Source organism: Acinetobacter sp. YH12076 (assembly GCF_013419525.1).
Lineage (GTDB): Bacteria > Pseudomonadota > Gammaproteobacteria > Pseudomonadales > Moraxellaceae > Acinetobacter > Acinetobacter amyesii.
Map to the genome: position 1 here is coordinate 48,523 of NZ_VOZY01000011.1, position 18,955 is coordinate 67,477.

At 38.9% G+C, this 18,955-nt stretch carries 16 protein-coding genes; 14 read left to right on the forward strand and 2 right to left on the reverse strand.

Annotated features, from left to right (window positions below):
* Positions 1–106 precede the first annotated feature (106 nt).
* On the forward strand, positions 107–1,618 hold the full coding sequence (locus tag FTU22_RS11915; protein ID WP_078194071.1) for an aldehyde dehydrogenase family protein: 1,512 nt from the start codon (positions 107–109) through the stop codon (positions 1,616–1,618).
* Between the two features lie 88 nt (positions 1,619–1,706).
* Here FTU22_RS11915 and FTU22_RS11920 read toward each other — a convergent pair whose 3' ends face one another.
* Positions 1,707–2,300 carry a 2-hydroxychromene-2-carboxylate isomerase gene (locus FTU22_RS11920; protein ID WP_180094604.1) on the reverse strand — a complete coding sequence of 198 codons (594 nt, stop codon included), beginning with the start codon at positions 2,298–2,300 and terminating at the stop codon, positions 1,707–1,709.
* 50 nt (positions 2,301–2,350) lie between these two features.
* Positions 2,351–3,094, reverse strand: coding sequence for an SDR family oxidoreductase (locus FTU22_RS11925; RefSeq protein ID WP_180094606.1), 744 nt, complete (start codon positions 3,092–3,094; stop codon positions 2,351–2,353).
* A 152-nt stretch (positions 3,095–3,246) separates the two neighbouring features.
* Here FTU22_RS11925 and FTU22_RS11930 point away from each other — a divergent pair, with 152 nt between their 5' ends.
* From FTU22_RS11930 to FTU22_RS11990, 13 genes are all read left to right on the forward strand, one after another.
* Positions 3,247–3,825, forward strand: a complete 579-nt coding sequence (locus tag FTU22_RS11930) for a TetR/AcrR family transcriptional regulator (RefSeq protein WP_180094608.1) — start codon at positions 3,247–3,249, stop codon at positions 3,823–3,825.
* A 309-nt stretch (positions 3,826–4,134) separates the two neighbouring features.
* Positions 4,135–5,256, forward strand: coding sequence for a bifunctional 3,4-dihydroxy-2-butanone-4-phosphate synthase/GTP cyclohydrolase II (ribBA, locus tag FTU22_RS11935; RefSeq protein WP_111885508.1), 1,122 nt, complete (start codon positions 4,135–4,137; stop codon positions 5,254–5,256).
* Between the two features lie 11 nt (positions 5,257–5,267).
* Complete coding sequence (gene ribE, locus FTU22_RS11940; RefSeq protein WP_111885509.1) at positions 5,268–5,738, forward strand: 6,7-dimethyl-8-ribityllumazine synthase; 471 nt, start codon at positions 5,268–5,270, stop codon at positions 5,736–5,738.
* A gap of 4 nt (positions 5,739–5,742) precedes the next feature.
* Positions 5,743–6,192 carry a transcription antitermination factor NusB gene (nusB, locus tag FTU22_RS11945; protein WP_180024787.1) on the forward strand — a complete coding sequence of 150 codons (450 nt, stop codon included), beginning with the start codon at positions 5,743–5,745 and terminating at the stop codon, positions 6,190–6,192.
* A gap of 20 nt (positions 6,193–6,212) precedes the next feature.
* Positions 6,213–7,130 carry a thiamine-phosphate kinase gene (thiL, locus tag FTU22_RS11950; protein ID WP_180094610.1) on the forward strand — a complete coding sequence of 306 codons (918 nt, stop codon included), beginning with the start codon at positions 6,213–6,215 and terminating at the stop codon, positions 7,128–7,130.
* A 22-nt stretch (positions 7,131–7,152) separates the two neighbouring features.
* Positions 7,153–7,629 (forward strand): phosphatidylglycerophosphatase A, encoded by a 477-nt coding sequence (locus FTU22_RS11955; RefSeq protein WP_078194116.1) that lies wholly within the window; start codon positions 7,153–7,155, stop codon positions 7,627–7,629.
* A 21-nt stretch (positions 7,630–7,650) separates the two neighbouring features.
* A complete protein-coding gene (gene glmU, locus FTU22_RS11960) occupies positions 7,651–9,015 on the forward strand; it encodes a bifunctional UDP-N-acetylglucosamine diphosphorylase/glucosamine-1-phosphate N-acetyltransferase GlmU (protein WP_180094612.1) in 1,365 nt (454 codons plus the stop codon).
* 12 nt (positions 9,016–9,027) lie between these two features.
* The gene (glmS, locus tag FTU22_RS11965; protein WP_180094614.1) at positions 9,028–10,866 is read left to right on the forward strand and encodes a glutamine--fructose-6-phosphate transaminase (isomerizing); all 1,839 of its coding nucleotides are present in this window, start codon (positions 9,028–9,030) and stop codon (positions 10,864–10,866) included.
* Positions 10,867–11,020: 154 nt separating this feature from the next.
* Positions 11,021–11,824, forward strand: a complete 804-nt coding sequence (locus tag FTU22_RS11970; protein ID WP_180094616.1) for a TnsA endonuclease C-terminal domain-containing protein — start codon at positions 11,021–11,023, stop codon at positions 11,822–11,824.
* Positions 11,808–13,970 carry a Mu transposase C-terminal domain-containing protein gene (locus tag FTU22_RS11975; RefSeq protein ID WP_180094618.1) on the forward strand — a complete coding sequence of 721 codons (2,163 nt, stop codon included), beginning with the start codon at positions 11,808–11,810 and terminating at the stop codon, positions 13,968–13,970. The genes FTU22_RS11970 and FTU22_RS11975 overlap by 17 nt, the downstream gene beginning before the upstream one ends.
* A gap of 33 nt (positions 13,971–14,003) precedes the next feature.
* The gene (locus tag FTU22_RS11980) at positions 14,004–15,686 is read left to right on the forward strand and encodes an AAA family ATPase (protein WP_180094620.1); all 1,683 of its coding nucleotides are present in this window, start codon (positions 14,004–14,006) and stop codon (positions 15,684–15,686) included.
* Between the two features lie 2 nt (positions 15,687–15,688).
* Positions 15,689–17,221: a TnsD family Tn7-like transposition protein gene (locus FTU22_RS11985; protein ID WP_180094622.1), complete on the forward strand. Its 1,533-nt coding sequence runs from the start codon at positions 15,689–15,691 to the stop codon at positions 17,219–17,221.
* 111 nt (positions 17,222–17,332) lie between these two features.
* Positions 17,333–18,931: a Tn7-like element transposition protein TnsE gene (locus FTU22_RS11990; protein WP_180017877.1), complete on the forward strand. Its 1,599-nt coding sequence runs from the start codon at positions 17,333–17,335 to the stop codon at positions 18,929–18,931.
* Positions 18,932–18,955 lie beyond the last annotated feature (24 nt).

The following is an 18,955-nucleotide window of genomic DNA, read 5'->3' on the forward strand; positions in this document are numbered from 1 at the left end:
GCTATGCTAATCAAATAATGTACAAAAGTACCTTATACCAAAGCTGTAGATTGCCACAGATGGGCAGCCCAACAAGATCATAATAAACAAGCAAAGGAAAATTCATATGCGTTATGTCGATCCTAATCAACCCGGTTCAAAAGTTCAGTTTAAAGCTCAGTATGAAAACCTGATTGGTGGCCAATGGGTCGCGCCAGTGAAAGGTGAATACTTTGAAAATATCTCCCCTGTAGACGGTAAAGTTTTTACCAAAGTGCCACGTTCTTCTGCTGAAGATATTGAATTGGCTTTGGATGCAGCGCATAAAGCCAAAGCCCAATGGAACGCCTCTTCCCCAACCACACGCTCAAATATTTTATTAAAAATTGCCGATCGACTTGAAGAAAACCTAGAGCTCCTTGCGGTCGCAGAAACCTGGGACAACGGTAAACCGATTCGTGAAACCTTAGCCGCTGATATTCCACTGTGTATCGATCACTTCCGTTATTTTGCCGGCTGTATCCGTGCCCAAGAAGGCGGCATTTCTGAAATTGATGAAAATACTATTGCTTACCATTTCCATGAACCACTTGGTGTGGTCGGTCAAATTATTCCGTGGAATTTCCCAATCTTGATGGCGGCTTGGAAACTTGCTCCAGCATTGGCTGCGGGAAACTGCATCGTGTTGAAACCTGCGGAGCAAACGCCTGTCAGCATCTTGGTCTTGGCTGAACTCATTCAAGACCTACTCCCACCGGGCGTGCTGAATATTGTGAATGGTTATGGTGTTGAAGTCGGTCGTCCATTGGCGACCAATCCACGCATCTCAAAAATCGCCTTCACAGGTTCAACCGCTGTCGGTCAAATGATCATGCAATATGCGACTGAAAATATCATTCCTGTGACTTTAGAACTTGGTGGAAAATCACCAAATATCTTCTTTGAAGACATCATGGACAAAGACGATGAGTTCTTAGATAAAACACTCGAAGGTTTTGCCATGTTTGCGCTCAACCAAGGTGAAATTTGCACATGTCCATCACGTGCATTGGTACAAGAAAGCATTGCAGATCGATTCTTGGAAATGGCAGTAGAACGTGTCAAACGTATTAAGACGGGTCATCCTTTAGACACCGATACCATGATCGGTGCACAGGCATCGCAAGAGCAGCAAGACAAAATTTTAGGTTGTATCGCTACAGGTAAAAATGAAGGTGCACAGCTCATTACTGGTGGTGATCCACGCAATGAAGTCGGTACAGGTTTCTATATTGAACCAACCATTTTCAAAGGCACCAATGACATGAAGATTTTCCAAGAAGAAATCTTCGGCCCTGTGCTTTCAGTAGCAACCTTTAAAGACTTTGATGATGCGATTAAAATTGCCAATGACACGATTTATGGTCTAGGTGCAGGGGTTTGGTCGCGTTCAGCACATACTTCATATCGTGCGGGTCGTGCCATTCAGGCGGGCCGTGTATGGACCAACTGTTATCACATCTATCCTGCACACGCAGCATTCGGCGGCTACAAAAAATCAGGGATCGGCCGTGAAAATCACAAAATGATGTTGGATCATTACCAACAAACCAAAAACCTATTGGTGAGCTATGACACCAAGCCGATGGGCTTCTTCTAAGTCTTGATTTAAGTTAGATCATAAAAAAGCGAATCGAGGTTCGCTTTTTTCAATTTTTTTAAATGCTCCATACATGTATCACCAAGCGTTACTGCCCTTGTATAGCATCCTCTACAAAATGTAGATGATCTACACCCCAATACAGCTCATCATTCACAAACCAACTTGGCGCCCCAAACACACCCCGTTCAATAGCTTCTTCGGTCACCACTTTCAGCTCAGATTTGACTTTTTCATCATCCAACCACTGTTTCACTTGTTCTGCACCTAGCCCCAGTTCTTGCATGAGTTGCATGAAGGTGGTGAGATCATTTAAATTGCGTGGCTGACCAAACATCGCGTTAAAAATACCCGTCAATACTTTCAGAAACTCTTCAGACTGAAATAACTGGACTGCGGTTATCAAACGCATCAACTGCAAAGTATTGATTGGAAAATACGGATTCATCTGTACGGGTATCTGCCATAGCTTTGCCCAACGTTGAAGATCAATCATGGAATAACGTGCCTTTGCAGGTACCGCCATCGGACTACTGTTGCCAGTAGCTTTAAACACCCCACCCAATAACATCGGTTTCCAGATAATCTCTGCCTGATATTGCTCAGCAATGTGCTGAATACGGTGAAATCCGATGTAGCTATATGGACTGCCAACATCAAAATAAAACTCGATTACTTTCATTTTTTTCGTCCTTTTTTTGCTTGTTTTTCCTAATACTTTTAAATCAGTGCTTACCAGCGTTCCATCCACGGTCGCAGATCTAATTCATGCGTCCATGCATCTCGTGGTTGCTGTGAGAGATGCCAATAATTTTCTGCAATATGTACTGGATTTAAAATACCATCTTGCTCTTTTTTAGCATAAAGATCAGGGAACGTATCTTTAATAAAATCGGTATCAATTGCACCATCAACCACCACATGCGCCACATGAATATTTCTTGGCCCTAGTTCACGTGCCATGCTTTGTGCCAAGGCACGAAGCGCATGTTTTGCTCCAGCAAAAGCGGCAAAGCCAGCCGCACCGCGCACACCTGCTGTTGCGCCAGTAAAAATAATCGTGCCTCGTTCACGTGTCACCATGCGTTTTGCCACTTCCCGACCAGTTAAAAAAGCCGAGAAACATGCCATCTCCCATATTTTGAAATATTTACGTGCGGTTTCTTCCAAAATACTACAAGGGACGTTGGCACCAATATTAAAGACCATGACCTCAATCGGGCCAATGTTTGATTCGATATGCTCGATGAGTTCAATCACTTGCTCTTCTTTTCGAGCATCCGAACCAAAGCCAAAAGCAGTCCCTCCCTGCACTTGAATTTTAGCTATTAAGGGCTGTAATTTGTCTGCATTTCGTCGTGTCATACAAGCAATATAACCCTCCCGGGCAAAACGTTTGGCTATTTCACCACCAGTTGCATCACCTGCACCAATCACTAAAGCGACTTTTGACGAAGTCCGATTGAGTTGTTGCATAGTCTCACTCCATTGCTGTTTTATTTTTATTCCATGCTCATTTTATTTAAGCGTCGGTTTTAAACCACACATTATTAAATAACGATCGTTACTATAACGAATACTATGTTATGGTTAAATTATCGTCAATCTTATTTTCAAGGGGGTTGCAGATGCGCTACAAACCCGAATACAAACAAAAAAAACGCCAAGAACTTTTAACCATCAGCGGACAAATTGCGAAAAAAAATGGCTTTGCTGCAACAGGTGTGGACGGCTTAATGAAAGCTGCAGGTGTAACTAGTGGCGCCTTTTACTCACATTTTTCGTCTAAACAAGAGCTACTTAAAGCCTTAATTGAACATGAGTTACAACACAGTTTTGATATGTGGCAAAACAATCCACATGATAATGCGCAAGATTGGATTGAATTTGAGCTTGACCGCTATTTAACCCCTGCACATGTTCAGCATCCCGAGCAAGGTTGTTCACTCCCCACGCTTGCGAGTGAAATAGCGCGTGCAGATCAGGACACCAAGTTGGTATATGAAACTGAATTACTGCGTGGTCACGCTTTATTTAGTCAGCATCTCGGTAGCGAAGAACTCGCTTGGGCCATGATCTGCCAACTTGCCGGTGCCATTTTAATTGCGCGTGCAGCCGCAGATCCACATTTGCAAAAAACTATTTTAAACGCCAATAAGATGATGATTCGGCAATATTTAGAGAGCCATGTGGCTGCATCAACGTGATTGATTTTTATGTGACAGTTCATGGAGTTAAAGACCGACAGTTTTCCGACAAACTATTCATCTCTTTCATTTGAATTATTTAAAATCTGTATAAACTTATCCATTTTTATGCTTTTCAATCGCTTAAAGATTGGGCATAAATGGCACAATTCAAATAAAGTCCTCTTTTCAAGGTTCTGACGACTGTGTATAACAATGAGCCATTAAAGGAAAATGATAAGCATAGGCAAAGAACGCAAAAAAACGTTAGACTATGCAACAATCAATGCAAGTAAATGTCATTCGAGACAAACAAAAAGGTGAAGATTGATGCCGCTCAATACTGTTGAAGAGCTCGTAGCTGATATTCGTGCAGGTAAAATGGTCATCCTCATGGATGATGAAGATCGTGAAAATGAAGGCGACCTTGTCATCGCTGCGACCCACGTACGCCCTGAAGATATCAACTTCATGATTACGCATGCGCGTGGTCTTGTATGCTTAACCTTAAGTAAAGAGCGTTGCCAGCAGTTAAATTTACCTTTAATGGTCGATGCAAACGGTGCACAGCACGGTACAAACTTCACATTGTCGATTGAAGCAGCAAATGGCATTTCAACAGGTATTTCTCCTGCTGAACGTGCACATACCATTCAAACTGCTGTAGCAGCACATGCAAAACCCGCTGATATTGTGCAGCCAGGCCATATTTTCCCGCTGATGGCGCAGCCAGGTGGTGTACTACACCGTGCAGGTCATACTGAAGCAGGCTGTGACTTATCTCGTTTAGCTGGCCTAGAACCCGCATCTGTGATTTGTGAAATCATCAATGAAGACGGCACTATGGCACGTCGCCCTGATCTTGAAGTATTTGCTGAAAAGCATGGCTTAAAAATGGGGACGATTGCGGACTTAATTCACTACCGCATGACCAATGAGCAAACCGTTGAGCGCATTGATCAACAAACTTTAGATACTGAATATGGTACTTTTGAATTGTTCCGTTACCGTGAAATTGGTAATCCAGACATTCATTTGGCACTGGTTAAAGGCGAACCAAAACAAGGTGTAACCACTGTACGCGTACACGGTTTCAATCCTGTTCGCGACTTACTAAAACTGAATAAACAAGATGGCGCTCCCGCGTGGAATCTCGATAAAGCACTCAAAGAAATCGCATCCAGCGATCGTGGTGTTTTAGTGTGGATTGGTCAGCGTCATTTACAGGACTTAGGTCCTGCTTTAGAAAATTTAACTGCACCGAAAAATGTTAAATCCAATGCAGCACTGTCACAGCAGTATCAAACCATTGGTGTCGGCGCACAAATTTTACGTGATTTAGGCGTGGAAAAAATGAAGCTTCTTAGCTCGCCATTACGTTTTAATGCATTATCAGGTTTTAACTTAGAAGTGGTGGAATACATCACCGCAAATCAAACATCAGAGAAATAATCGAGGTTGCTATGGCAGTTCGCCGTATTGAAGGTATGTTACATCTCGCGAACGAAGACCGTTATGCGATTTTAGTTGGTCGTTTTAATAGCTTTGTTGTTGAACATTTGCTAGAAGGTGCCGTTGATACATTGAAACGTCATGGCGTATCAGAGGATAATATCACTATTGTTCATGCACCGGGTGCTTGGGAACTTCCTGTGGTTGCGAAGAAACTTGCAGCTTCAGATCGTTTCGATGCCATCATCGCGCTTGGCGCAGTGATTCGTGGTAGCACGCCTCACTTCGATTTTGTTGCTGGCGAATGTGCCAAAGGTTTAGGTGTTGTTGGTTTAGACACTGGCTTACCAGTAATTAATGGTGTATTGACTACGGATAGTATTGAACAAGCGATTGAACGCTCGGGTACAAAAGCAGGTAATAAAGGTAGTGAAGCTGCCTTGACTGCTATTGAAATGGTTAACTTGTTAAAGGCTATTTAACGCTATGTCGCAAACACTTCAAGCAACTTATGCAGCAAAACGTAAAGCACGTCGCTTTGCTGTACAAGGAATTTATGAATGGCAAATGAGCCGCAATCCTGTGCATGAGATTGAAGCACGTACGCGTGTGGAAAATGCCATGCACAAGGTAGATCTCGGCTATTACCACGAGTTATTAACCGAGGTTGTTGCCAATCATGAAGCATTGGATGCGCTTTTAATCCCTGTACTCGATCGCGAAGTTGAAGCCTTAGATGGCGTTGAACTTGCAACCCTTCGTTTAGGCTCGTATGAACTCAAAGAACACCTTGAGATTCCTTACCGTGTCGTACTCGATGAAGCGATCGAGTTAGCTAAACATTTTGGCGGTGCAGACAGCCATAAGTACATCAATGGTGTATTGGATCGTTTAGCGACTACATTGCGTGCAGCAGAAAAGCAACAAGCTAATTAATTTATTAAGTAGTACGTTGTATGGCTGAGTTCTCTATCATTGATACCTATTTTAATCGTCACAGCAGTAGTGCTGTCGATTTAGGGGTCGGTGATGACTCAGCCTTGCTCACCCCTCCTCCACAGCAACAATTGGTCATCTGTGCCGATACTCTCGTTGCTGGACGTCACTTCCCTCTCGACACCAACCCACATGCTATTGGCTGGAAATCTGTTGCCGTCAATTTATCTGACATTGCTGCAATGGGTGCCAAACCACACAGTATTTTATTGGCATTGAGCCTACCCCAAATTGATCATGAATGGCTCAAAGGCTTTAGTCAGGGTTTATATGATTGTTGCGATCAATTTGGTGTGAGTTTAATTGGTGGTGATACCACACAAAGTCCTCATCTGACGATTTCAGTTACAGCCCTCGGCTGGGTAGAATCAGGACAAGCTGTCCCACGTTCAGGTGCCCAAGTCGGTGATTATATCTGCGTCAGCGGACAAGTCGGTGATGCTGCATTTGGCTTAAACCATTTAGGTCATCGCTTACAACGCCGTTTAGATTATCCCACACCACGTTGCTTATTGGGCCAACAGCTCAAAGGCATAGCCAACAGTATGATTGATGTCTCTGATGGGCTCGCACAAGATTTAGGACATATCCTCGCTGCTTCACACGTCGGTGCAGAAATTGAATTAGATCAACTTCCTATCGATCACGATGTAAAACAATTACAACAAGAAAAGCAGTGGCAATACGCCCTCGCGGGTGGTGATGACTATGAGTTATGCTTTACAATAAGCCCGCAGAATTATCAAAAACTTCTGCAACTAAAATTAGATGTAAACATTAGTAAAATCGGTCAAATCACCCCAAATTTGGGAATCCGTTATAACAACCACGGTGTGGACCAAGTCATAAAATTTAAGGGATACCAGCATTTTGCATAAGCCAGCCATTAACTTTAAATCCATGTCTTGGTTTAACCGAGTCATCGCCTTTTGTGGCGTGGGATTTGGCTCGGGTCTTGCACCTAAAGCACCGGGCACCTTTGGCTCTGCTTTTGCTTTGTTGTTTATTCCAGGTTGGCTTGCAATCGGCTTTTTCAACTCCATTATAGTCATGATCATCATGTCGATTATTGGGATCTATATTTGCGGTCAAACCGCCAAAGTCATGGGTGTTCATGATGATGGCCGCATCGTATGGGATGAATTTGCCGGTCAGTCCATTACCTTCCTCCCAATTTTATATCTTGGGCAAATGAGCTGGACTTGGGCATTGATTGGTTTTGCTTTATTCCGTTTATTTGATGTCTGGAAACCGTGGCCTATTCGTGTCATTGACCGTCAAGTCGGTGGTGGCTTTGGCATCATGTTTGACGATATTATTGCGGGCCTTTGGGCTGCGCTTTGCATCTGTATTTATTTTTATATTTTGTCTATGTAATAGAAACACCTAGGATTAAACATGTCTACTAGCGTTATTATTCTTGCTGCAGGTAAAGGGACACGTATGCGTTCTCGTTTACCCAAAGTATTACAACCACTCGCAGGACAACCTTTACTCGGCCATGTCATCAACACTGCGAAAAAATTAAATGCAGAAGAAATAATTACCATCTATGGGCATGGCGGTGAATTGGTTCAAAACGCGTTTGCACATGAAAATGTCAAATGGGTTGAACAAGCAGAACAATTGGGTACAGGCCATGCAGTCAAAGTGACTCTCCCTGTCCTAGCAAAAACTGGGATTTCTTTGATTCTCTCAGGTGATGTGCCTTGCATCACTGAAGCAACATTACAAAAATTACTGGATGTTTCGACTCATACTGGCATTGGTTTAGTAACCCTAACGGTTAATGATGCGACAGGTTATGGTCGTATTGTACGTGAAAATGGCAAAATTCAAGCCATTGTTGAACACAAAGATGCCTCTGAAGAACAACGTAAAATCAAAGAATTTAATACCGGTATTTATGCCGTAAGTAATGCTAAATTGCACGAATGGTTGCCAAAATTAAGCAATAATAATGCGCAAGGTGAATATTACCTGACCGATATCGTTGCCATGGCAATTGCTGACGGTCTCGAAGTGGCATCTGTTGAACCAGAACGTGCTTTTGAAGTGGAAGGTGTCAATGACCGCGTACAATTGGCTGCATTAGAGCGTGAATTTCAAAGTTTCCAAGCCAAACAACTGATGCAACAAGGCGTTCACCTGATTGATCCTGCCCGTTTCGACTTACGTGGCACACTGACTGTCGGTCAAGATGTCCGTATCGATATCAACGTAATTATCGAGGGTGATGTTGAACTCGGTGATAACGTTGAAATTGGTGCAGGTTGTATCATTAAAAACTCCAAGATTGCGGCAGGCACTAAAGTTCAACCATATAGCGTTTTTGACAGTGCCATTGTTGGTGAAGACGCTCAAATCGGTCCATTTGCACGTTTACGCCCTGGCGCAAAATTAGCTGCAGAAGTACATATTGGTAACTTTGTTGAAGTTAAAAATACCACTGTCGGGTTAGGCTCAAAAGCCAACCACTTCACCTATTTAGGTGATGCAGAAGTCGGTGCAGGTTCAAACATTGGCGCAGGCACCATTACCTGCAACTATGATGGCGCAAACAAATTTAAAACCATTATCGGTGACTCAGCCTTTATCGGCTCAAATAGCTCATTAGTCGCTCCTGTCACCATTGGTCATGGTGCAACAGTGGGTGCTGGCTCAACCATTACACGTGACGTGGCAGACAATAGCCTTGCGGTAGAACGTTCGAAGCAATTTGCCAAAGAAAACTATCAACGTCCCCAAAAATTGAAGAAATAAGAGGATTAAATTATGTGCGGTATTGTCGGTGGCGTTGCAGAACGTAGTATTACCAATATTTTAATTGAAGGCTTAAAGCGTCTTGAATATCGTGGATATGACTCTGCGGGTTTAGCGCTGATTAATAAAGGCCATGTTCTACGTGAACGTCGCGTAGGTAAAGTTGCAAATCTTGAACAAGCCGTTGAAGAAGCAGATATCGCAGGTTCGGTCGGTATTGCACATACGCGCTGGGCAACCCATGGTAAACCAACTGAAAATAACGCCCATCCGCATATTTCAGGCAATGTGGCTGTTGTTCATAACGGTATTATTGAAAACTATCAAGAGCTTAAAGATGATCTTGAAGCGCTTGGTTATGTTTTTACCTCACAAACAGATACAGAAGTTGTTGCACATTTAGTCAATGACGCTTTAAAAAGCACCCCGAGTCTTTTAGAAGCGGTTAAAAGTGTGGTGCCTCAACTCAAAGGTGCTTATGCACTGGGTATCGTACATACAGACCATCCTGATGAATTAATCACGGTGCGTGAAGGTTCACCTCTCGTGATTGGTGTCGGTATTGGCGAGAACTTTATTAGCTCGGATCAATTGGCACTTTTACCAATTACCAACCGTTTTATCTACCTTGAAGAAGGTGATATTGCACGTTTGACACGTAATACTATTGAAGTATTCGTCGATGGTAAATTGGTGAATCGTCCAATCAAAGAGCTTGATGCGACTGTAAGCAATGCTTCAAAAGGTGAATATAAACACTATATGCTCAAAGAAATTTATGAGCAGCCTGAAGCGATTAAGCAAACGATTTCACAAGCATTAAATGGTAATGCGCTTCGTGATGATTTCCTTGCCAATGCAGTTCAAGATTTCAGCCAAATTCAACAAGTGCAAATCATCGCATGTGGTACCAGCTACCATGCCGGCATGATTGCCAAATATTGGTTTGAACAACTGATCGATGTACCTTGCCAAGTCGAAATTGCCAGTGAATTCCGTTATCGCTCGCCTGTGATTGTGAATAACACACTGTATGTTTGTATTTCTCAATCAGGTGAAACGGCCGATACTTTAGCTGCACTGCGTGATACGCAAAAACGTGCAGCAGCGAAAAGTTTAAATATCACCACCATGACCATTTGTAACGTGGCAACCTCGTCGATGGTACGTGAAACCAACTACAGTTTGTTAACACTCGCAGGCCCTGAAATTGGTGTTGCGTCGACTAAAGCCTTTACCACACAGCTTGCGGCATTGATGCTATTAGTATTGAAAATTGGTCAAATTAAGCAAAGCATTTCAACTGACCGTGTCTCTGAAATTATTGCAGCGCTTTGGCATACACCAAAAGTGATTTTAGATACTTTACAAAATAATGCTGAGATTCTACGTCTATCAGAATTATTTGTTGAAAAAAATCACTGCCTATTCTTGGGTCGTGGAACTGAGTTCCCTATCGCACTTGAAGGTGCTTTAAAACTTAAAGAGATTTCATACATCCATGCAGAAGGCTACGCGGCTGGTGAATTAAAACACGGTCCATTGGCACTGGTAGATAATGATATGCCTGTGGTGATTCTTGCTCCACAAGATGACATGTTGGATAAACTCAAATCGAATATGGAAGAAGTGCAAGCACGTGGTGGTGAGTTATTTGTCTTTGCAGATGAAAATAGCGGGATCAAAGCGAAAGATCGTCAACACGTGGTTTATGTGCCAAGTGTGAATGAAATCTTGGCACCAATTGTGTATAGCATTCCAGTACAACTGCTCTCATATCATGTTGCAGTGCTGCGTGGAACAGATGTCGATCAGCCACGTAACTTGGCGAAGTCTGTGACGGTGGAATAATTTAAGGGTATTAAAAAGGGCGCTTTGTATTCAAGTAATAAAGTATCATCTTGAGTAATATAGTTTCATCCTATGTAATAAAGTATCATCCTATATTGCCTAAATATTAATCGCCTGTTATTCTAAATTAATAAAGAATAATGGGCGATTTGTTATGGCGACAGAACATCAGCAGAACCGCTGGATTAAAGAAGGACGTGGACAAGGCAATCTAAAAGATTATAAGCCGTGGATTACTATACGGGATGTTAGTTCAAAAGGTCGTTCTCACCGAGTTTTTGGTCATACAACAAAACGTACCCATCATTTATTATCTGATTTAGAACTTGCGATTTTTCTACTTTTAGACTGGAATCCTTTAATTACTGATATTAGAGAGCAATTTCCCTTACCTCTCAATGCTACGCTGGAAATATCAGAACAAGCTAAAATCTCTCACCCAAAAGTTAGAGATACTCTACAAACTATAAGTTCAAGTTTTTATGTTAATAGTCAAACTGCTGATCAACCAAATTTTGCCATTCGAACTAAATACACAAATGACTTACAGAATGAGAGAATCATCGAGAAACTAGAACTAGAGCGTAGATATTGGAAAAGTACAAAAACACCTTGGTATATCCTTACAGAAAAAGAAATTCCTTTAGTTATTTTGAATAACATCAAATGGCTTTATCCAGCCATGAGAGAATCTAGTACTACAATTTATGATCAGTTAAATTCGTACATTCATATATTTACACAATATCCTGAACTCAATTTAATCGATTTAAGTAAAAAAATAGATCAATCATATAATTTACCAATTGGTGCGTCTTTAGCAGAGCTTCGAGAACTACTTGCTCAACGTTATTTCATTTTTGATATAACCAAAGACTATAAAAAGATTAAGGCTTCTGAGATTAAATTAGGGAATTTTGAAATATGGGAGGAAATTCGCCATGTTTCGAATCAATGATGTATATAAGTTTCACGGTGAAGACTACCGACTTCTTAAAATCACTCCTTCTCATATTATATGGATTGATCTAAACCACCCCCATGCAAATCCCTTTTTAATTGAAAAAGAGGAATTACTTACAGCCATAGAGGCAGGTGAAGCAGAAATAATTGAGGATCCTTTTGCCGATATTGTCTTAATTAATGTAAAAGAAGGCTCTGTACAACAACAAAAACGTGATATGGGAATGAACATTATAGATTTACTCATTTCTAATGAAAATTTCTATGATCCGTCTATACGCTTTAGCCTTGTTAAAACAATTATTGAACAGCACAAAACAACCCATCAGACTATTTATAGATTGGCACGTCGATATTGGCAACGAGGTCAAACACCAAATGCCCTTATTCCCAGTTATAAAAATTCTGGTGCTAAAGGTACTAAGCGTATTGCAAAAGATAAAAAATTAGGGAGGCCAAGAAAATATACTGAAGGTGTTGGTGCATTAGTTGATCAGAATATTGAAAGGTTATTTAGAATTATTATAAATAAGTATATGTTAACAAAGGATAAATACTCTTTAGGTTATGCTCATCGTAAATTTTCTACGATGTATCATACATTATTTCCAGATATTCCTGATAGCGAAATCCCAACTATCTGGCAGTTTAAATATTTTTATGATCGTGATTTTCCCAAAGTAACTCAGCTGACTGCTCGAACTAATCCAATTACTTATGCAAAAGACATCCGAGAGCTCTATTCAACTGTAAACACCCAAGTCTTAGGACCTGGATCTCGCTATGAAATTGATGCAACCATTGCAGATATTTATCTTGTATCAGATTCTGATCGTGCTTGTATTGTTGGGCGGCCGACTATTTATCTAGTTGCTGACGTATTTAGTAGAATGGTAGTGGGTTTCTATATTGGATTTGAAAATGCTTCCTATGTGACTGCCATGCAAGCTCTACAAGTTGCCATGACAGATAAAGTTGAGTTGTGTAAACAATATGGTTACGAAATTACACACGATGACTGGCCGTGTATTGGATTACCTGATGCCATTTTGGCAGATAGAGGTGAATTATTAGGACATCAGATTGAAGCTTTAGAATATAAATTTTCTATTCGTATCGAGAATACCCCGCCTTATCGTGGAGATTTAAAACCTATTGTAGAGCGTTATTTCAGAACTATTCAGGCAACATTTAAGCCTTTTGCTTCTGGTGTAGTACAACAGGCTAAAGAGAAAAAACGTGGGGGGTCTGACTATCGGTTAGATGCGACACTTACGATAACTGAATTTAAGCAGATCATTATCGGTTCAATCCTTACACACAATACGTCACATCAATTGACAACTTATGATCGTGATATAGATATGCCTAGTGATCTTCCTTTAGTTCCTATTCATTTATGGAATTGGGGAATACAACATCGCGTAGGTCAATTAAAACAGGTTTCTGAAAAAGCATTACGTGTTGCTTTATTACCTAAAGTTAAAGCAACCTTATCTGACCTTGGATTAAGAGTGTTTGGAGTATTTTATCATTGCCCTGAAATATATGAACAAGGCTGGATGCATCGTAAAAAATCTATTTCTCGTCCACAATCATTTCAAGTAGCTTATGACCCAAGTAATGCAGAAATAATTTATGTGTTTTATGAGGAGCATAGTCTAGATTATTGGGAAGCAATACTTTCTCCAAGATCAAGAGAATTTATAGGCTGTAGTTTTTGGGAAGTTTGGCAAATTCAGCACGAACAAAAGAAAGTAGAAGCCGCTCAAAATCTAAAAACCAATAGGTCTCAAGCATATATTGAAGAACGTATTGAATCAATTATTGCACAAGCAGATAAAAACAAACCTTCTTCTACATCCAGTAAAAAACAACGTTTGACTAATCTTCGTGAAAACAAACAGGCTGAAAAAGATATTGAACGATTGAAACAGAGAAATAATAGTCAAAAATCATCAAAAAATGCTTTGACGGTTCTAGAGCACCCTGAGTCATCTTCAAAAACTGAAAATAATATTCTCCATATGCCTAAGTCGAAACAATTCATAAACTTAGAAGATGATGAAGATTACAGACTTCGTTTTGGAGTTTATCAAGATTTACTAGATGATCTTGAAGATTCTAATGATGAAAGTTGATATTCACGAAATATAAATAGGCAGGATACGATTATGAACAATAAAAATAACCATGCAGTGTATACAGCAAGTCCAGTTGCTGATTATCAGGGGAATCCTTTTATCGAGGCATTACCTGTAATTTTTGAGGCAAAAGATACAATCCAAGCCATTAAAGGCACTATTGAATTTAAATTATCCGATAGACAACTCCCCAATAATACTCGTGCTCATATTATATCGCAGTTATTAAATAATTTTTTTCACCCTATTAAACGACATTTAACATTAGAACAAAAAATTTCTATTATGTTGAGAAAAGGCTATGTAGGACGAAATATTACTACAGGTGATTTAAATCGGCATTTACAAAATAGTTTTGAACATATTAAAAGCAATGATTTTAATGCTTCTCGCCATACAGATTTAATATCAACAGCACAGAGTCTAGTGTTTATTGGCTTCTCTGGTAGTGGCAAAACAACCACATTAAATCGCATTCTTAAAAATTACCTACAAAAAATTTACCATCCTGAACATAATTTCACTCAACTGGTCTATCTAAAAATAGACTGCCCATATAATGGCTCACTTAAATCTCTATATTTAAGTTTCTTTAGTGCTGTTGACCGTGCTTTAGGAACTAATTATGAACAACAATATACTCAAAAAAGACATAATGAACAAAAGCTCTTGCAACTTATGGGACACATTGCCCATCTTCATGCAATCGGTCTTTTGGTGATTGATGAAATTCAACACCTCATGGCAAACAGATCTAAAAATTCTGATGAAATGTTAAATTTTTTTGTGACTTTAGTGAATGTTTATAGCTTGCCAATCATTATGGTAGGAACACCTAAAGCAAGTAATATATTTGAGCGTGATCTGCGCTCCTCACGTCGAGCTGTAGGTTTTGGTTCAATCCACTGGGAACCTATAAAAAATGAGCCTGCAATAAAAACTACAGATGGAAAAATTCGAAAATCTGAGTGGATGACATTTACAGATGCTCTTTGGAAATATCAATGGTTAAGAAAAGCTGATCTCTTACTCTCAGAGGAGTTACGACAATGCTGGTTTGATCTAACCCAAGGTATTTTAGATGTAACTGTTAAGCTTTTTGTCCTTGCACAAATACGGGCAATTGAGTCTGGTTTAGAACGAATTACTGTAAAATTGCTCCAAAATACATATCAAGAAGATTTTAAACCAATTCATCATATTATAGATGCTTTACGTTCAGGTGATGCTCGACGGATTGCACAATATCCTGATTTGATCACACCTGAAATTGACAGACAATTATTAAAACTCTTTTCCAAAATCGAAGAAAGTGCAATTGAGCAAGAAGATGAGCTTGCTGAATATCAAGGACATGACGAATCTATTCGCTTACACAATCTATTACTAGAACTTGGTTATGAAACTAAACTTTTGATACCAATGGTTAAAAAGATATTTACCGAATATCCTGATAAACACTTGACCGAGTTACTTCCCATTATTATGGACTGGTTAAAGCAAGATATAGATCCAATAAAGGATTCCTCATTATCCAAACCCAAAACATCCAAACCTAAACTGCTTAAATATGATCAATGGCATACATTGGATTCAGTTGATTTACGTTTTCAATTTTCACAAAAAGAGAATGACCAAAGTTTTTATGATCATTTAAAAACCCAAACAGATCTGATCTTTGATATATCTCATTGGATAAAAGAAGTGAGTTAGATATGCTAAATTTTCCTATGCCTTATGAACATGAACTTATTTATAGTACAGTGGCTCGTGCTGGAATCCGCTTGGCATTTGAAAGTCCAAAGCAATTACTTGATGCTGTATTTAAAAATAGACAGGTTATTGCTACGGTTGATTTACCCTGTCATCTTAATGCGATCGTTAATCAGTATTCTGAAAAACAATTGAGTCTACAAAATATAATATACAAACATACATTATTTCCTATATATGCACCATTTGTACCTGAAGTAAGAAGAAAACAATGTATCAAATGGATGGCTAATATTTCACAAGGCTCAATACATCTTTCTTTGGGAATTAATGCTTCACGAATCCCTATTATTCACAAACTACGCTACTGTCCAAAATGTTTGAAAGAGCAAGCTCTTCAAAAAGGTGAATTCTACTGGTTGCGTTTATGGCAAATACAGGGAGCTTGCTGTCCACAACACGGTAAACTTGTCGAATCAACACTAGATTTAAGATCATTACATCGACATGACTTCATTGTACCTTCAGATATTTCCTGTACTGAATGGAATCAGGAATCGGCAACAAATGATGAACTTTTTATTAGCTCAAAATTAATAGAATTGCTATCTATACCACCTTTTGTATCATCAAGTTATGAACAGTGGACAATATTCTATAATGAACTAGCTAAACGAAATGGCTGTATACGTGGGCAAAACCAAATTGCTTTCGACCAAATTTTAGAAAAAATATCATTACGGTGGTCACAAAAATTTCTTAGGCAATATCATTTGGATGACTTAGCATCTGAAACCAGTTGGCTACGTCATATTTTTAGAAAACATCGCAAAAGCTTTAGTTATTTGGAGCATATTATTGTAATCGAAGCTTTTTTGAATACTGACTGGTCTTTTGCAGATATATTCACTCAAGTTAAATCCTTCCAGAAAGTAGTCTCTCAACAAAATAATCAAATAAAACCGCAAGATACTAATTTTGAAATAACCAGAGCTGAGAATCGTGAAAAATGGGTAGATTTAGTACAAAACCATGGGGTTAAACCCGCTCGTCACCTGCAGGCAGCTCTTTATGCATGGTTATATCGAAACGATAAAGATTGGCTATTGCAGACCAACCAAAACTTCCATCAGAAGTTTATTCCACAAGGGACTAAAATTGATTGGCAAAAACGCGATCTTTTGTATGTAAGGCAACTTATCCAACTTAAGAATACTTTAATCTGGGATTTAGATAGTCCGAGACGTTCTACAAAATGGTGGTTGAAACAGACGTCTACTTCAAATACATTAGAAAAAAACCTACATAAACTTCCCCTAATTAGACACTTTCTAGAGCGATATTGTGAAGATATTAGCTGTTATCAAATCAGGCGGCTAACAAAAGTTTTTATAGCGAGTAATCTCAACAGACAACCACTTCCTCAGTGGCGCATTCTACGAAAAGCTGGATTAAGTGAAGAACGAATGACATCTGAAACGAAAAAATTTCTAGAATACATCGTTCATGAATTCTCTAACATTATTCAAAATTAATTTGATTAAATCATTACCTTAATGAAATTAAATTTTGAGATTTCAATAAAATAAGCTTTAATATATAGTCATTTTTGTAAATCAACCAATGATTAAAATGGTAAAATCCTGATGATAAAAATTAAAAATTTTCCTAAAAATTCGAGAATTACTTTTTTAGGTTCTATTTTTAAAGACATAAAGAATAGCGAATGGAATATCACTATTGGATTAGAAAATGATAAATATTCAACAAAAGATCAGAAATATATATTAAACCACGCTCGTTTTTCTAATATGCCATTACTGGCACGCAACCGACGTTTCAATCAGACTGAAACCTTTACTCCTTTTAATGAGTCTACGATCACTATTAAAATAGATGATTTACAAAAATGGGATGTTGTAACTAATCAATCAAATCAGTATCATTTCAGCCATATTGTTAGCGATATTCATGCAAAACTAACTGATATTGAAATCGTTTTACCTCAGATAGAGCTTGCTAGAGTATTATTCTTCCATAATGCCTATCTATCTCGTGGTGCATTGGATCAAGGCCGTCTTACTCGGGAATTTGATATTATAAAGGAAGATCATCAAACTCTGATCAATATTCCTGTACTCTGTAACTTCCCAATGTCCCAATTTAATAATATAGGGATGCGCCGCTTGCTCGCATGGATATTACTCGATACAGAAGCACGAACATCTTTTGAAAGCATCTCCAAGAATTTTTTAAGTGAGAAATTGCAGACAAAATTCCGGGAATTTTGGAACTTCAATTTTGTGCCACCGTCCTTAAAGGATACTGAAATCACATTAAAAGTATATTTTAGTGCGAAGCAAAATAAATATTACGTAAATGAAATTCTAGCAATATCAAACTTACCTAGTGAAATTAATCATACGGTCATTTTTTGTAGTCCAAAATTTACTGTAAAAAATACTCAAGTAAGTTCTGGAGGTTCTTCAAGAGGCAGTAAAACTCCAAGAAATGAAGACCCTATAATTGATAATGAGAAAGAAGCTAATAGTGATAAGCCAACGGTAATTATTGATTCACAAAAAATAATAATGTCACTCGCATCACCTTTTGAAACCCAAAAAGCAATAATTAAACGTTCTGGTAAAAAAGGTAAAATTAATAACGATGATATAAATATATTACCTGAACCTCATGTAGGTACAGGTGAATCTAGTATTTTTGGTGAAATTGGCCGAGGAGAGTTTGAAAATTGTCAAGATGAAAGTGATGATCTTGAACTATTCATGAAACGATTTGAAGCATTTCAAGCTATGATTGAAGAATTCAGATCACAGCATCATATTCCATCAAAAGTTAAATTTACCATTTCTAAGCTTCCTGCTGTGAATCGATCCAAACTACACCTGACCGATGATGGTATCCTTCGATGTATCGCCGAAGTACAACTAGAATTTCAAAATAAGCAATTTATCATTCTAGAAATTGATACTAGCGACAACCGAAAATCACTGTCTACATTAATTATTAAGGTTAATAATACGGAAATCTGGGATCAACATTTTCCAAAATTTAAAGAAGATATTATTAAACGCTCTTTACGTTGGCCTACCGCAGAATCCTTAAATAACATTGGTATTCCCAAAGGTGTTAACCATCCAAAAAATAAATTTGAGATCACTATATCCGATAAAGAATTTAAAGATTGGAAAAACCGATTTATAGAAGTTTTAAAATCTACTTAATTGATATTTCTATAGTATAAGAAA

Bases quoted from the DNA above. Each gene is read 5' to 3' on its own strand.
- glmS (WP_180094614.1), top strand. From the start codon at position 9,028: ATGTGCGGTATTGTCGGTGGCGTTGCAGAACGTAGTATTACCAATATT.
- ribBA (WP_111885508.1), top strand. From the start codon at position 4,135: ATGCCGCTCAATACTGTTGAAGAGCTCGTAGCTGATATTCGTGCAGGT.
- FTU22_RS11955 (WP_078194116.1), top strand. From the start codon at position 7,153: ATGTCTTGGTTTAACCGAGTCATCGCCTTTTGTGGCGTGGGATTTGGC.
- nusB (WP_180024787.1), top strand. From the start codon at position 5,743: ATGTCGCAAACACTTCAAGCAACTTATGCAGCAAAACGTAAAGCACGT.
- FTU22_RS11975 (WP_180094618.1), top strand. From the start codon at position 11,808: ATGTTTCGAATCAATGATGTATATAAGTTTCACGGTGAAGACTACCGA.
- ribE (WP_111885509.1), top strand. From the start codon at position 5,268: ATGGCAGTTCGCCGTATTGAAGGTATGTTACATCTCGCGAACGAAGAC.
- FTU22_RS11915 (WP_078194071.1), top strand. From the start codon at position 107: ATGCGTTATGTCGATCCTAATCAACCCGGTTCAAAAGTTCAGTTTAAA.
- FTU22_RS11970 (WP_180094616.1), top strand. From the start codon at position 11,021: ATGGCGACAGAACATCAGCAGAACCGCTGGATTAAAGAAGGACGTGGA.
- FTU22_RS11925 (WP_180094606.1), bottom strand. From the start codon at position 3,094: ATGCAACAACTCAATCGGACTTCGTCAAAAGTCGCTTTAGTGATTGGT.
- FTU22_RS11930 (WP_180094608.1), top strand. From the start codon at position 3,247: ATGCGCTACAAACCCGAATACAAACAAAAAAAACGCCAAGAACTTTTA.
- FTU22_RS11920 (WP_180094604.1), bottom strand. From the start codon at position 2,300: ATGAAAGTAATCGAGTTTTATTTTGATGTTGGCAGTCCATATAGCTAC.
- thiL (WP_180094610.1), top strand. From the start codon at position 6,213: ATGGCTGAGTTCTCTATCATTGATACCTATTTTAATCGTCACAGCAGT.
- glmU (WP_180094612.1), top strand. From the start codon at position 7,651: ATGTCTACTAGCGTTATTATTCTTGCTGCAGGTAAAGGGACACGTATG.
- FTU22_RS11985 (WP_180094622.1), top strand. From the start codon at position 15,689: ATGCTAAATTTTCCTATGCCTTATGAACATGAACTTATTTATAGTACA.
- FTU22_RS11990 (WP_180017877.1), top strand. From the start codon at position 17,333: ATGATAAAAATTAAAAATTTTCCTAAAAATTCGAGAATTACTTTTTTA.
- FTU22_RS11980 (WP_180094620.1), top strand. From the start codon at position 14,004: ATGAACAATAAAAATAACCATGCAGTGTATACAGCAAGTCCAGTTGCT.